The organism is Dechloromonas denitrificans (assembly GCF_001551835.1).
Lineage (GTDB): Bacteria > Pseudomonadota > Gammaproteobacteria > Burkholderiales > Rhodocyclaceae > Azonexus > Azonexus denitrificans.
Genome location: NZ_LODL01000035.1, coordinates 334,742 through 347,662, shown reverse-complemented (window position 1 = coordinate 347,662; position 12,921 = coordinate 334,742). Strand labels below are relative to the sequence as shown.

At 65.7% G+C, this 12,921-nt stretch carries 14 protein-coding genes; 10 read left to right on the top strand and 4 right to left on the bottom strand.

Annotation, left to right across the window (positions count from 1 at the left end; translation table 11 throughout):
* The 3 genes from phnE to AT959_RS16395 are packed head-to-tail and all read right to left on the bottom strand — an operon-like array spanning position 1 to position 3,313.
* Complete coding sequence (gene phnE / locus AT959_RS16405; RefSeq protein ID WP_066885335.1) at positions 1-1,560, bottom strand: phosphonate ABC transporter, permease protein PhnE; 1,560 nt, start codon at positions 1,558-1,560, stop codon at positions 1-3.
* A complete protein-coding gene (locus AT959_RS16400) occupies positions 1,551-2,441 on the bottom strand; it encodes a phosphonate ABC transporter ATP-binding protein (RefSeq protein ID WP_066885331.1) in 891 nt (296 codons plus the stop codon). Before AT959_RS16400 ends, phnE begins: the two co-directional genes overlap by 10 nt.
* Positions 2,438-3,313: a putative selenate ABC transporter substrate-binding protein gene (locus tag AT959_RS16395; RefSeq protein WP_066885329.1), complete on the bottom strand. Its 876-nt coding sequence runs from the start codon at positions 3,311-3,313 to the stop codon at positions 2,438-2,440. Before AT959_RS16395 ends, AT959_RS16400 begins: the two co-directional genes overlap by 4 nt.
* Before the next feature lie 321 nt (positions 3,314-3,634).
* On the opposite strand from AT959_RS16395, the gene AT959_RS16390 reads away from it, so the two are divergent.
* From AT959_RS16390 to moeA, 7 genes are all read left to right on the top strand, one after another.
* Positions 3,635-4,309: a CsgG/HfaB family protein gene (locus AT959_RS16390; RefSeq protein WP_066885324.1), complete on the top strand. Its 675-nt coding sequence runs from the start codon at positions 3,635-3,637 to the stop codon at positions 4,307-4,309.
* Positions 4,310-4,326: 17 nt separating this feature from the next.
* Positions 4,327-4,707 (top strand): DUF4810 domain-containing protein, encoded by a 381-nt coding sequence (locus tag AT959_RS16385; protein ID WP_083518460.1) that lies wholly within the window; start codon positions 4,327-4,329, stop codon positions 4,705-4,707.
* Positions 4,708-5,385, top strand: a complete 678-nt coding sequence (locus AT959_RS16380) for a DUF799 domain-containing protein (RefSeq protein WP_066885318.1) — start codon at positions 4,708-4,710, stop codon at positions 5,383-5,385. It abuts the gene before it with no gap.
* 212 nt (positions 5,386-5,597) lie between these two features.
* Positions 5,598-6,293, top strand: a complete 696-nt coding sequence (locus AT959_RS16375) for an ABC transporter permease (protein WP_066885315.1) — start codon at positions 5,598-5,600, stop codon at positions 6,291-6,293.
* Complete coding sequence (locus AT959_RS16370) at positions 6,293-7,012, top strand: ATP-binding cassette domain-containing protein (RefSeq protein WP_066885312.1); 720 nt, start codon at positions 6,293-6,295, stop codon at positions 7,010-7,012. Before AT959_RS16375 ends, AT959_RS16370 begins: the two co-directional genes overlap by 1 nt.
* Positions 6,988-7,794, top strand: coding sequence for an ABC transporter substrate-binding protein (locus tag AT959_RS16365; RefSeq protein ID WP_066885309.1), 807 nt, complete (start codon positions 6,988-6,990; stop codon positions 7,792-7,794). Before AT959_RS16370 ends, AT959_RS16365 begins: the two co-directional genes overlap by 25 nt.
* A gap of 4 nt (positions 7,795-7,798) precedes the next feature.
* Positions 7,799-9,031 (top strand): molybdopterin molybdotransferase MoeA, encoded by a 1,233-nt coding sequence (moeA, locus tag AT959_RS16360; RefSeq protein ID WP_066885307.1) that lies wholly within the window; start codon positions 7,799-7,801, stop codon positions 9,029-9,031.
* Here moeA and AT959_RS16355 read toward each other — a convergent pair.
* Positions 9,028-9,915 carry a LysR family transcriptional regulator gene (locus AT959_RS16355; protein ID WP_066885305.1) on the bottom strand — a complete coding sequence of 296 codons (888 nt, stop codon included), beginning with the start codon at positions 9,913-9,915 and terminating at the stop codon, positions 9,028-9,030. The two genes, moeA and AT959_RS16355, sit on opposite strands and share 4 nt — an antisense overlap.
* A 111-nt stretch (positions 9,916-10,026) precedes the next feature.
* On the opposite strand from AT959_RS16355, the gene AT959_RS16350 reads away from it, so the two are divergent.
* The 3 genes from AT959_RS16350 to AT959_RS16340 all read left to right on the top strand — a co-directional run bounded on the left by AT959_RS16350 (position 10,027) and on the right by AT959_RS16340 (position 12,892).
* On the top strand, positions 10,027-11,040 hold the full coding sequence (locus AT959_RS16350; RefSeq protein ID WP_066885303.1) for a zinc-binding alcohol dehydrogenase family protein: 1,014 nt from the start codon (positions 10,027-10,029) through the stop codon (positions 11,038-11,040).
* A gap of 31 nt (positions 11,041-11,071) precedes the next feature.
* The gene (locus AT959_RS16345) at positions 11,072-12,157 is read left to right on the top strand and encodes an NADH:flavin oxidoreductase/NADH oxidase (RefSeq protein WP_066885299.1); all 1,086 of its coding nucleotides are present in this window, start codon (positions 11,072-11,074) and stop codon (positions 12,155-12,157) included.
* Between the two features lie 72 nt (positions 12,158-12,229).
* Entirely contained in the window at positions 12,230-12,892 is a 663-nt protein-coding gene (locus AT959_RS16340; protein ID WP_240481866.1) for an HD domain-containing protein, read from the top strand.
* Positions 12,893-12,921 lie beyond the last annotated feature (29 nt).

The window sequence follows — 12,921 nt, the reverse complement described above, 5'->3', positions numbered from 1 at the left end:
TTATCGCAGGCGCTGGCGTAGCCAGGCACTGGTCTGGTCCACGGCAATCGACAGAATCAGCATGGCGATGATCACGGTCGACGCCTGGGCGTGGTGGAAAAGCGAAAGTTCGAAATAGAGCAGTTGCCCCAGACCGCCGGCCCCGACGAAACCGAGGATGGCCGCCATGCGGATATTCATTTCCCAGCGGTACAGCGTATAGGCGATCAGTTGCGGCGCCGCGCCGGGCAGCGTGCCGTAGAGGAAGCTCAGGCCAGTCGGGGCGCCGGCCAGGCGCAGGGCGTGGCCGGGGGCGGCTGGTGCGTTGTCGAGGGCTTCGGCATAGAGCCGGCCGAGCACGCCGGTCGTGTGCAGGGCCAGGGCCAGCGCGCCGGCGAACGGGCCGAGGCCGACGGCGAGTGCGGTAATGGTCGCCCAGACCAGTTCCGGTACCGAGCGCAGCGTGTTGAGCAGGAAACTGAACGGCGCCCGCCATTTCGGCAGGGCGAGCAGCAGGCCGCTGGCGGCGGCAAGCAGGGTGCCGACCACCGAAATGGCCAAGGTTTCCCAGATGCCCAGGCCGACGCGGGCCAGCCAGTCGCTGCTCAGGTCGGGCGGCAGGAAGCCGGCGACGAATTCGCCGATGCTGTGGGCGGCACCGGCGGTGAACAGCTCGCCAAAGCCGATTTCCAGCCAGTGGAAACTGGCAATGATCGCGCTCGGCAGCACCAGCAGAAAACTGATGCTGCGCCAGCCGAAAGGCGAGGCGCGGGCGGCTGGTGGCGTGTCGAGCGCCCGGCGCAGCCAGCCGGAAATGCCGTCGGCGGCGAAGACGAGCAGCATGAAGGTGAGCAGGATGCTGGCCGCCTCGCCGCCGTTGAGCATCTTCATGGCCTGATCCATTAGCTGGCCGAGGCCGCCGGCGCCGACGAAGCCCATCACCACCGAGGCCCGAATGGCGCATTCCCAACGGTAGACGGTGTACGAAGCGAGTTCCTTCGAGGCCTGCGGCAACAGACCGTAGAGAATGGCCAGTGGCCGGCCGGCGCCATTGTGGCGCAGGGCGTGGGCCGGCGCAGGATCGACCGATTCGAGAATTTCGGCATAGACCTTGGCCAGCATGCCGCCGTAGGTCAGGCCCAGCGCCAGCACGCCGGCCGCCGGGCCGAGCCCGAAGACGCGCACGAAAAGCAGCGCCCAGACCAGTTCGGGAATGCCGCGCAGGATGGTCAGCAGGCTGCGGCTCAGTGGATTCAGCGTCGGTTGCTCGCGTCCGGCCGCGGTCGCCAGGTAGCCGAGCGGCACGGCGAGCACGAAGGCCAGGGCCAGGCCGGCAGTGGCGATGGCCAGCGTTTCCAGCGTCGCTTTGCCGAGATAGGCGAGGAATTCGGCGCCGCGTTCCGGTGGCAGGAAGCCGGCCAGGAAGTGGCCGATGACCTTCAGGTTACTGCTGTCGAATAGCGCGCCGGGCTTGAATTCGGCGGCCCGGAACAGCGGCCAGAGGATGACGAGGGCGAGCAGGGCGCCGCTCAGGCGGCCGCGGGCGGCCGGGTCGCGCGGCGGGGCCGGATTCAGCAGCATGCGGCGCGTGTCGCCGGGTCGTTGGCGGCGGCCAGGGTGGTGAATCGCGGTTCGTTGGCCAGGGTCGGCAGGGTCTGGCCCTCGCTGGCGTACAGGTCGTGCAACAAGGCTTCGCTGACTTCGCCGGCCGGCAGGTCGAAGGCGATGCGCCCGCCCTTGATGCCGACGATGCGCGGAAAGCAGTTGAGGGCGAGGTCGACCGCATGCAGGCTGGCGACCAGCGTTGCGCCGCGCGCTTCGGTGTCGGCGGTCAGTTGGTGGACGGTGGCCAGGGCCAGCGCCGGGTCGAGGGCGGAGACCGGCTCGTCAGCGAGGATCAGTTCGGCTTGCTGGTAGAGCACGCGAGCGATGCCGACCCGCTGCAACTGGCCGCCGGACAATTGATCGCAGCGGGCGAAGAGCTTGTCGGCGAGGTCGAGGCGTTCCAGCGTAGCGCGGGCGCCGGCCACGTCGAGTGGGTAAAGCAGTGACGCGAGCGACTTCCAGGCCGGCCACTGACCGAGTTTTCCGGCCAGCACCGCGGTTACCACCCGTTGTCGGCCGGGAATCGGCGGTGCCTGATGGATGGTGCCGATGCGGGTGCGTAGGCGGGAAGCCAGCGACACGCCGGAAATCTCGTTAGCTGACATGGATTCCCGCTTTCGCGGGAATGACGGCATTCCTGCGGTCGACGCTCCGGGAAAGCCAAAATCCAGTACCTCAACCGAACCTGCACTCGGCGCGAGCGCCGTGCCGAGCACCGAGAGCAGCGAGGTCTTGCCGGCACCGGAGGGGCCGATCAGGGCGATCCGCTCGCCCTTGTTCGCCCGCAGCGTGATGCCACTCAGCGCCGTAAAGCCATTGGCGTGGGTCAGCCCGGCGCCATCCAGCGCAAAACTCACTTGAGCAGGCCGGCCGAGTGGGCTGCCTTCTCGATACCTTCGTAGTTTTCCTTCTTGGTCGGGATGAACTTGGCGGCGCGTTGCAGGCCGAGGATTTCCTTGTGTTCCGGATTGGCCGGGTCGAGCTTGAGGAAGGCGTCGGTCAGCTTCTTGACCAGAGCCGGGTCAAGATCGCCGCGCACCGTCCAGTTGTAGTCGAAGTAAGGCGGCGTGGTGGCGAAGACGCGGACCTTGTCGGTGTCGACCTTCTTCTGCTCGACCAGCTTGTCCCAGACCGAAGCGTTGAGCACCCCGGCCTCGGCCTTGCCGGCGGCAACAAAGGCGACGGTGGCGTCATGGGCGCCGGAGAAGGCGACGTTCTTGAAGTCCTTTTCCGGGTTCAGCCCGGCCTGCTGCAGGAAGAAGCGCGGCATCAGGCTGCCCGAGGTCGAGGACGGGGCGCCAAAGGCAAAGGTCTTGCCCTTGAGGTCGGCCAGCGCCTTGATCGTCGGATCGGCGGTGATGAACCTGGAGGTGAACACCGCATCCTCGGCGCGCTGGACGATGGGGATAGCCGTGCCGTTGGTGCGAATCTTGGCCTGCACGAAGGTGAAGCCGCCCAGCCAGGCGAGGTCGATCTTCTTGGTCGCCAGCGATTCGACAACGGCGGCGTAGTCGGAAACCGGCGTGAAGACGACCTTCATGCCGGTTTGCGCTTCGAGGTATTTGCCGAGCGGGGCGAACTTGCGTTGCAGTTCGGTCGGCGCTTCGTCGGGAATGGCCGAAACGCGCAGCACGGCGTCGGCGGCAAGGGCGGAGGAGGCAAAGGCAGAAGCGAAGGCGCAGGCAAGCGCCCCCTTCAGCGCCAGGCGGCGCGTGGCGGACAGGGTCATTTAAGGCTCCGATTTTTACAGCAACCGCCGCCGTGCGGATATCACGACAGCTTGAAAGGCGCCGCAGCGCCACCGTTTCAGTGCGGTACTCCGACCGCGTGCCGCATTATAGCCGGGCTCATCCGGGGCATCCCGACCGGCTGGGCGGCACCGGTTGCTACTCGTGCAGGTTGATATTTGTCAAATTTATCAAGTTTTATTTTGACTGCTCATTGCCGGCTAGTCGAAGTCATAGCAAAGAATACAGGGGATTATTCGGGGATGACCTGGTTATAATTATGTTCTTTGTATGTTTAAAAATATCAATAGTGAGGAAAGAGCATGAAAACAACAATAGTGCCTTTGCTGGTGGTTGCCGCGCTGGTGGGGGCGGTGGGAGGCTGTGCAACCGAGGATTCGCGTAGCCTTGCTGTGGCCAAAACGGCTTCCTCGGCCCGGCCGTCGAATGCGGCTCGCAACCCTATTTCAGTTGGAAAGTTCGATAACCGGTCGACCTTCTTGCGCGGAATATTCACCGATGGCGTCGATCGTTTGGGGAGCCAGGCGAAAACCATCCTGATCACGCATCTGCAACAGACCAACCGTTTCAGCGTACTTGATCGCGACAACATGTCCGAGATCAAGCAGGAAGCCGCCTTGAGCAAGACCAGTCAGAATTTGAAAGGGGCGCGCTACGTCATTACGGGGGATGTCACCGAGTTCGGCCGCAAGGAAGTGGGGGACAAGCAGCTTTTCGGCATCCTGGGGCGCGGCAAGCAGCAAATCGCCTACGCCAAGGTGGCGTTGAGTGTCGTCGACGTGCAAACCTCCGAAGTCATCTATTCGACTCAAGGTGCGGGCGAATACAGCTTGTCCAATCGCGAGGTCGTCGGCTTTGGTGGTACGGCCAGCTATGACTCGACTCTGAATGGCAAGGTTCTCGACCTGGCAATCCGCGAAGCCGTTGATGCGCTTGTTGAAGGTGTCGATAACGGCGCCTGGCGTCCTTCGAACTGACCATAGGTGGTTACCGCATGAAAACGCTTGCTTACCAGCGGGCCGCGCGCTGCGCGATGCTCATTCTTTCGCTCTCCGTCATGGCGGGCTGTGCCACCCGGCAGCAGCCTCTGTACTACTGGGGCGGATATCAGCTGCAAGTCTACGGTCACTTCAAGGGCGAGAAGGGGCCGGAGGAACAGATTCAGGCCCTTGAGGAAATCAGGGAGCAGGCCGCCGCCGAAGGCAAAGCCCTGCCACCCGGCTTCCGGGCTCACCTCGCCATGCTTTATGGGCAGACGGGGAGGTCCGAGCAATTGGTCGAGCACCTGGAAACCGAAAAGAAGCAATTTCCTGAGAGTTCGGCCTACGTCGATTTCCTGCTCAAGAAGGCCAAACCTGCCCAGGAAGGTAAATAAATGAAGCATTTTGTGTCGATCAAATTACTCGCTCCGCTGTTTTGCTTTCTGCTGCTGGGCGGTTGCGCTACCCGGGCGAATTACGACTACTCGGCTTTCAAGGAAAGTCGGCCGGGGTCGATTCTGGTCTTGCCGCCGTTGAACAGTTCGCCCGATGTAAATGCCACCTACAGCATGTTGTCGCAGGCAACATTTCCGTTGGCGGAATCAGGGTATTACGTTTTCCCGGTGACGCTGGTTGATGAAACTTTCAAGCAAAACGGGATGACCACCCCGGCCGATATCCACCAGATTCAACCGACCAAACTGCGGGAGATTTTTGGTGCCGATGCGGCCCTGTACATCAACGTCAGACAGTACGGCTCAACCTATACGGTGATCATGAGCGAGACACGGGTCACGGCAGAAGGGCGTCTGGTCGATCTCCGGACCGGCAAAACGCTTTGGGCTGGCAGTGCAACCGCCTCCAGTGCAGAACAGCAAAGCAACTCCGGCGGTGGGCTGGTCGGTTTGCTGGTCAAGGCAGTGATCACTCAGATTATTGAGAGCCTGAGTGACAAAGGGCATCCCATCGCCGGCATCACCAGTTTGCGCTTGCTCGCTGCCGGCAGGCCAAACGGGCTTCTCTACGGACCGCGCTCGCCGATGTATTTGAAAGAAGGATCGCCAGCCCCGTAAGCTGGATTCCACGTGTTGTTGGCGACCAAGCTAATTCCAAGTAGCTTGGTCGCCAAACCCGGTTATCGCAGCGCCTGGCAAGATGCTCGACAAGGTGGCTACGGCGGCTTGCTCCAGTCAGCCGGCGCCCAAGCGTCTTGCGTGGAGCACCCACGTTGCCGATGGCGCAAGCATTTTCCGCCCTTGCGGCCCGGTGTTATCCTGCGCATCCCATGCTTGCCACGCTTTCCGACGCCCTCCTGCTGCTTGGCTGTTTCGACCACCGATTGCTCGAAATCGTCGGTCTGTCGTTGCGCGTCAGCCTGACCGCGCTGCTCATTGGCGCGCTGCTCGGCCTGCCGCTCGGCGCTTGGCTGGCGGTGGCCGGTTTTCGTGGGCGCGGCGCGCTGATCGTCGCGCTCAATGCGTTGATGGGGCTGCCGTCGGTGGTGGTCGGCGTGCTCGTCTATCTGGCCTTGTCGCGCAGCGGGCCGTTCGGCAGCCAGGGCCTGCTTTTTTCGCCGGCCGCGATGATCGTTGCCCAGAGCGTGCTGGTCGTGCCGCTGATTGCCGCCGTCACCCGGCAGATCGTCGAGGATGCCTGGCGCGAGTACGCGCCGGAGTTTTCCGTGATCGGCATTGGTCGACCGCAGGCGGTGACCCTGCTGCTGGCCGACTGCCGCTTTTCGCTATCGGTTGCGATGCTGGCCGGCCTCGGCCGGGCGATGTCGGAAGTGGGGGCGGTGATGATCGTCGGCGGCAATATCGACGGCTACACCCGGGTGATGACCACGGCCATCGCGCTCGAAACCAGCAAGGGCGATCTGGCGCTGTCGATCGCGCTGGGTATCGTGCTGATGGCGATCATCTTCGGCCTCAATGTCGCGGCCCACTACGTCCGCTGCTGGGCGACGCGGCGGTACGGCTGATGTTTCCGCTACGCATTGCCGGCCTGCGTTTCGCGCCCGAGGCACGGCCCATTCTTGACGGCCTCGACCTTGAATTGTCAGGCGAGGGGATCAGCGTCATCCTCGGTCCGAACGGCACCGGCAAGACGCTGCTGCTGCGCCTGCTGGCCGGGCTGCTGCCGGCCGATGGCGGGGCGATCGACTGGGGCGGTGCGGCGCAACCCGATGGCCGGCTGGCCATGGTTTTTCAGCAGCCGATGCTGTTGCGGATGACGGTGTTCACCAACGTCGAGTTTGCCTTGCGGCCGCAGGCGATGAGCGCAGCCGAACGGCGCCGGCGGACGACCGAGGTGCTGGAGCGGGTCGGCCTGGCGCACCGGGCCCGGGATTGCGCCCGCCTGCTTTCCGGTGGCGAACGTCAGCGCCTGGCGCTGGCCCGCGCCTGGGCGATGCGGCCTCGCCTGCTGCTGCTCGACGAACCGACCGCCAGCCTCGATCCGTCGGCCACCGAAGCGGTCGAGCGGATCATCCGCGAAGTCCGCACCGAGGGCGCCAAGGTGCTGATGACCACCCATAATCTCGGGCAGGCGACGCGCCTGGCCGACGACATCATTTTTCTCGCCGACGGCCGGGTGCAGGAACACGCCCCGGCCTCCCGTTTCTTTGCCCGCCCGCAATCGCCGGCGGCCCGGGCTTTCATGCAAGGAGAACTGCCATGGCGCATTGCTTTCGATCGTTGATCCTGGCCCTCGGCCTGCTCATCGGTACGGCGCACGCCGAAGAAACCCTGGTCGTTGCCTCGACCACCTCGACCGAGCAGTCCGGCCTGTTCGGCTGGATTTTGCCCAAATTCGAGCAGTCGACCGCCATCAAGGTCCGCGTCGTCGCGGTCGGCACCGGCCAGGCGCTGGAGATCGGCCGCCGCGGCGATGCCGACGTGCTGTTCGTGCATGACCGGGCGGCCGAGGACAAGTTCGTCGCCGAAGGCTACGGCAGCTACCGCAAGGACGTGATGTACAACGATTTCGTCTTCGTCGGTCCGAAGGACGATCCGGCCAAGATCCGCACGGCGGCCAGCGCCCTCAACGCCCTGAAGGCGATTGCCAGCAGCGGCCAGGCCTTCATCTCGCGCGGCGACAAGAGCGGCACGCACGCCGCCGAACTGCGCCTGTGGAAAGAGGCCGGCGTCGATCCGAAAACCCTGGCCGGCTACAAGGAAACCGGCAGCGGCATGGGGCCGACCCTGAACATGGCGGCGGCGATCAATGGCTACACGCTGTCCGACCGTGCCACCTGGGGCGCCTTCAAGAACCGCCGCGACCTCGATCTGGTGCTGGCCGGCGACCCGGTGCTGTTCAATCCTTATGGCGTCATTCCGGTGAACCCGGCGCGCCATCCGCATGTCAAAAAGGAAGCTGCCGAGCGCTTCGCCCAGTGGCTGGTTTCGAAGGAAGGGCAGGAGGCGATTGCCGCTTTCCGCGCCGACGGCCAGCCGGTTTTCTTCCCCAACGCCAAGAAGTGACACGATGAGCGAGCACGCCAATCCTTCCCTGTCCGCTGCCGAAGCCTGCCAGCGCATGCTGGCCGAAATCACGCCGATTGCCGGCCATGAATTGGTGCCGGTGCGCAGTGCGCTGGGCCGCATCCTGGCCGCCGACATCATCGCGCCGCACGACGTACCGGCCCATGACAACTCGGCGATGGACGGCTACGCGATCCGCTTCGACAGCCTGGCGCCCGACGGCGAGACACGCCTGAACGTCGTCGGCACCGCCTTCGCCGGCAACGCCTTCTCCGGCCAGGTCGGCAAGGGACAGGCGGTGCGCATCATGACCGGTGCCGTGCTGCCGGCCGGCGCCGACAGCGTCGTCGTCCAGGAAGTGGCGCGCCTGGAGGGTTCGGTCGTCATCGTCCCACCCGGCCAGCGGGCCGGCCAGAACACCCGGCGGGCCGGCGAGGATCTCGCCCGGGGCGCCGTCGCACTCGCTGCCGGCAAACTGATCGGGCCGGCTGAACTGGGCCTGATCGCCTCGCTCGGCATCGGCGAAGTGGCGGTCAAGCGCCGCTTGCGCGTCGCCTTCTTCTCGACCGGCGACGAACTGGCCTCGATCGGCCAGCCGCTGGCCCCCGGCCAGATCTACGATAGCAACCGCTACACATTGCACGGCCTGCTCGCCCGCCTTGGCGCCGACGTCATCGACCTCGGTGTCGTCCCCGACCAGCCGGCGGCGCTCGAAGCGACGCTGGTCGAAGCCGCCCAGATCGCCGATGCGATCATCACGACCGGCGGCGTTTCGGTCGGCGAAGCCGATTTCGTCCGGGAAATCCTTGCCAAGCTCGGCCAGGTCAAGTTCTGGAAACTGAACATCAAGCCCGGCCGGCCGATGGCTTTCGGCCGCATCGGCCAGGCCTGGTTGTTCGGCCTGCCCGGCAACCCGGTTGCCGTGATGGTCAGCTACACGCAGTTCGCGCTCGATGCGCTGCGCCGCCTGTCCGGCCAGGACCCGCTGCCGGAGCGCCCCTTGCTGACCGTGGTTGCCGCCAACGCGATCAAGAAGCAGCCGGGCCGGCGGGAATACCTGCGCGGCGCGATTGCTGCGGTCAACGGCTCCTGGCAGGTCAAAACCACCGGCAACCAGGGCTCCGGCGTGCTGCGTTCGATGTCCGAGGCCAACTGTTTCGTCATCCTGCCGGAAGACTGCGCCGGCGTGGCGGCCGGCGACAGCGTCCAGGTCCAGCTCTTCGAAGGGCTGCTCTAGGCCGCGAAGGCGCCCTGCAGGAATTCGAGCAGGGCCTGCAACCGGGCCGGCGGGTACTGGCGGCTGGGATAGACGGCAAAGAGCGGCACCGGCTCGCCTTGCGCCGCCGGAAAGAGGTCGATCAGCCGGCCGCTGGCCAGGTCGTCGGCGATGTCGAGCCGCGACTTGTAAACGATGCCGCAGCCCTGCAGCGCCCACTGGCGCACCATCGCCCCGTCGTCGGCGGCGCGGTCGCCGCTGACCACCACTTCGCGGGCCTGGCCTTGGTCGAACAGCCGCCAGCGGTTGTAGGGCTCGCCGTTGCGGTAGAAGCAGATGCAGTTGTGCTCGGCGAGGTCTTCGAAGCTCGCCGGTCGCCCGGCCCGCGCCAGGTAGGCCGGCGCCGCGCACACCGCCCGGCTGTTGTCGCACAGCTTGCGCGCGATCAGCGTCGAGTCGCGGAGCAGGCCGTAGCGCAGTACGAGGTCGATCGGGTTGCGATAGAGGTCGTGGATGCCGTCCGACAGGTGCATGATCAGCCGGATCTGCGGGTGGCGCTGGCGAAAGGGTTCGAGCATCCGGTCCAGGCGATCGCGGCCCAGATCGGACGGGGCGCCGAGATGGATTTCGCCGGAGAGTTCCTCGCGTCCGTCGCGCAATGCGGCCAGCCCTTCCTCCAGGGCCAGCACCGACTGTCGGCAGTAGCCGAGAAAATCCTCGCCGGCCTGGGTCAGCCGCAGTGAGCGGGTCGAGCGCTCGAACAACTGGCTCGCCACCTGCCGTTCCAGGCGCTTGATGGCGGCGCTGGCGGCTGCCGGCGTCAGACCCAAGGCACGTGCCGCACCGCTGATGCCGCCGCTTTCGCTGACCCGGATGAAGAGCTGGATGTCGGCCAGATTGAGCATGTTGCCGCCTATTTTCAAAAATATTTTGATATTAAATCAAGCGAGCGGCGGATTATCAAGCGGCTGGCCGAGGCCTACACTCGCTGCATCCAAACTTCTGCAAGGTGCCCCATGAAAGCCATCGCTTACCGCCAACCCGGCCCGCTCGACGCCCCCGACAGCCTGCTCGACATCGAACTGCCGCGGCCGCAGGCCACCGGCCGCGACCTGCTGGTCGAGGTGCAGGCGATCTCGGTCAATCCGGTCGATACCAAGGTGCGCCGTAGCGCGGCCCCGGCCGCCGGCGAATACAAGGTGCTCGGCTGGGACGCGGTCGGTATCGTTCGCGAAGTCGGGCCGGAGGTGTCGTTGTTCAAGGTTGGCGACGCCGTCTGGTACGCCGGCGCCATCGACCGGGCCGGCAGCAACAGTGAATTCCACCTGGTCGACGAACGCCTGGTCGGGCATGCGCCGCAAGGCATCGCGCCGGCCGAGGCGGCCGCTCTGCCGCTGACCGGCATCACCGCCTGGGAGCTCCTCTTCGACCGCCTGCAAGTGCCGCTGGCCGGGGCCGGGCAGCCGGCCAGCCTGCTCATCGTCGGCGCCGCCGGCGGGGTCGGCTCGGTCCTGATCCAGCTCGCCCGCCAGTTGACCGACCTGACCGTGATCGCCACCGCCTCGCGGCCGGAAACCCGCGCCTGGGCTAGCGAACTCGGTGCGCATCAGGTGATCGACCATAGCCAGCCGATGCTGCCGCAAGTGGCGGCCCTGAAGCTGCCGCCGGTCGGCTACGTGATCAGCCTGACCCAGACCGACCGCCATTTCCCCGAACTGGTCGAAATTCTCGCGCCGCAAGGCAAGCTGGCGCTGATCGACGATCCGGAACCGATCGATGTCCGCCTGCTCAAACGCAAGAGCCTGAGCCTGCACTGGGAATTGATGTTCACCCGCTCGCTGTTCCAGACCGCCGACATGGTGGCGCAGCATCGCCTGCTCGACGAACTGGCGCGCCTGGTCGAGCAGGGCGTGATCCGCAGCACGGCACAGCAGCATCTCGGGCGGATCAACGCCGCCAATCTGCGCCAGGCCCACAGGATTCTCGAAAGCGGCCGCAGTATCGGCAAGATCGTGCTTGAAGGTTTTTGAGATGTCCGCTCACACAATTAAGGAAACGCCCATGAGCCAGCTGTTCACCCCCTATTCGATCGGCCCGCTGCGCCTGCCCAACCGCATCGCGATCGCGCCGATGTGCCAGTATTCGGCCGACAACGGCGAAGCGACCGACTGGCACCTGATGCACTACGGCAACTTGAGCCATTCCGGCGCCGGCCTGCTGATCATCGAGGCCACTGCGGTCGAACCGGAAGGTCGTATTTCGCCGGCCGATCTCGGCCTGTGGTCGGACGCCACGGAAAATGCCCTCGGCCGGGTGTTGACCGCAGTGCGTAGCCATTCCTCGATGCCGATCGCCATCCAGCTCGCCCATGCCGGTCGCAAGGCTTCCAACCACGTACCCTGGCAGGGCGGTGGCCTGGTGCCGCCCAGTGAAGGCGGCTGGCCGACCGTGGCGCCCTCGGCCATCCCGTTTCAACCCAATGAGCCGGCCCCGCAGGCGCTCGATCAGGCCGGCCTCGACCGCGTGCTGGCCGCCTTCGTCAGCGCCGCCCAACGGGCACAGCGGCTCGGCATCGACGCCATCGAAATCCACGCCGCCCACGGCTACCTGCTGCACCAGTTCCTGTCGCCCTTGAGCAACCAGCGCGATGACCAGTACGGCGGTACGCTGGAAAACCGCCTGCGTTTCCCGCTCGCCGTCTTTGCCGCCGTCCGTGCCGCCGTGCCGACGCTGGCGGTCGGTATCCGCATTTCGGCGACCGACTGGGTGGCCGGCGGCTGGGATGTCGAACAGAGCGTCGTCTTCGCCCAGGCTCTGCGCGAGCTGGGCTGTGACTTCATCCACGTTTCCAGCGGCGGCCTGTCGCCGCAGCAGCAGATCACGGTCGGCCCGGGCTATCAGGTGGCGCTGGCTGAACGGATTCGCCGGGAAAGCGGCTTGCCGACCATCGCCGTCGGCATGATTACCGAAGCCGCCCAGGCCGAAGCGATCGTCGCTTCCGGCCAGGCCGACATGGTGGCGCTGGCTCGCGGCATCCTCTACGACCCGCGCTGGCCGTGGCATGCCGCCACCGAGCTCGGCGCCCAGGTGGTGGTGCCGCCGCAATACTGGCGTTCCTTGCCACAACCGGGAATCCGCGTTAAATAGGCGGTTGACCGCCGGGGTCGGGTTGGCGCCCGGCCCTTTTGCCAAACTTGCCGCCCGGGCCCGGGAAAACAGATGCCGATGAATGACCTCGATCCCTGGCGCGCGCGCCTGATGCAACTGGCTGTCGCCGATGCGGCGGACGACGGCGCGCACGACCTGAACCATCTACATCGGGTCTGGAAAAACGCCCAGGCGCTGCTCAAGGACTACCCGGGGGCCGACGCTTTGATCGTGCTGGCCGCCTGCTATCTGCACGATCTGGTCAATCTGCCGAAGAACGATCCCGAGCGTCACCTCGCCTCGCGCCAGGCGGCTGTCCGGGCCTGCGACGAACTGGGCAAGCTCGGCTTCCCGGCCGACAAGCTGGCCGGGCTGGCGCATGCCATCGAGGCCCACAGTTTTTCAGCCGGCATCGCGCCGCTCACCATCGAAGCGCGCATCGTGCAGGACGCCGACCGGCTCGATGCACTGGGTGCCGTCGGCCTGGCCCGCCTCTATTACACCGCCGGCCGGATGGGCAGCGCGCTGGCCCACCCGAGCGACCCGCTGGCCCGGGCCCGGGCGATGGACGACCGGATCTACGCCCTCGATCACATCGAAGTCAAACTGGCGACCTTGCCGGCGACGATGAGCACAGCCGCCGGCCGCGCCATGGGCGAACGCCGGCTGGCCTGGCTGCGCGCGTTCCGCGACGATTTCGTTGCCGAATGGGGCGGCGACGTGGTGGACGACTAGCGTTCTGCATCGTCAATTCGGTGCTATTG

What these genes read in the sequence shown, in the direction of transcription:
- AT959_RS16345 (WP_066885299.1), top strand. Translation starts at nt 11,072, where the DNA reads ATGAGCCAGCTGTTCACCCCCTATTCGATCGGCCCGCTGCGCCTGCCC.
- AT959_RS16390 (WP_066885324.1), top strand. Translation starts at nt 3,635, where the DNA reads ATGAAAACAACAATAGTGCCTTTGCTGGTGGTTGCCGCGCTGGTGGGG.
- AT959_RS16370 (WP_066885312.1), top strand. Translation starts at nt 6,293, where the DNA reads ATGTTTCCGCTACGCATTGCCGGCCTGCGTTTCGCGCCCGAGGCACGG.
- AT959_RS16375 (WP_066885315.1), top strand. Translation starts at nt 5,598, where the DNA reads ATGCTTGCCACGCTTTCCGACGCCCTCCTGCTGCTTGGCTGTTTCGAC.
- AT959_RS16395 (WP_066885329.1), bottom strand. Translation starts at nt 3,313, where the DNA reads ATGACCCTGTCCGCCACGCGCCGCCTGGCGCTGAAGGGGGCGCTTGCC.
- AT959_RS16385 (WP_083518460.1), top strand. Translation starts at nt 4,327, where the DNA reads ATGAAAACGCTTGCTTACCAGCGGGCCGCGCGCTGCGCGATGCTCATT.
- phnE (WP_066885335.1), bottom strand. Translation starts at nt 1,560, where the DNA reads ATGCTGCTGAATCCGGCCCCGCCGCGCGACCCGGCCGCCCGCGGCCGC.
- AT959_RS16340 (WP_240481866.1), top strand. Translation starts at nt 12,230, where the DNA reads ATGCCGATGAATGACCTCGATCCCTGGCGCGCGCGCCTGATGCAACTG.
- moeA (WP_066885307.1), top strand. Translation starts at nt 7,799, where the DNA reads ATGAGCGAGCACGCCAATCCTTCCCTGTCCGCTGCCGAAGCCTGCCAG.
- AT959_RS16365 (WP_066885309.1), top strand. Translation starts at nt 6,988, where the DNA reads ATGGCGCATTGCTTTCGATCGTTGATCCTGGCCCTCGGCCTGCTCATC.
- AT959_RS16380 (WP_066885318.1), top strand. Translation starts at nt 4,708, where the DNA reads ATGAAGCATTTTGTGTCGATCAAATTACTCGCTCCGCTGTTTTGCTTT.
- AT959_RS16350 (WP_066885303.1), top strand. Translation starts at nt 10,027, where the DNA reads ATGAAAGCCATCGCTTACCGCCAACCCGGCCCGCTCGACGCCCCCGAC.
- AT959_RS16355 (WP_066885305.1), bottom strand. Translation starts at nt 9,915, where the DNA reads ATGCTCAATCTGGCCGACATCCAGCTCTTCATCCGGGTCAGCGAAAGC.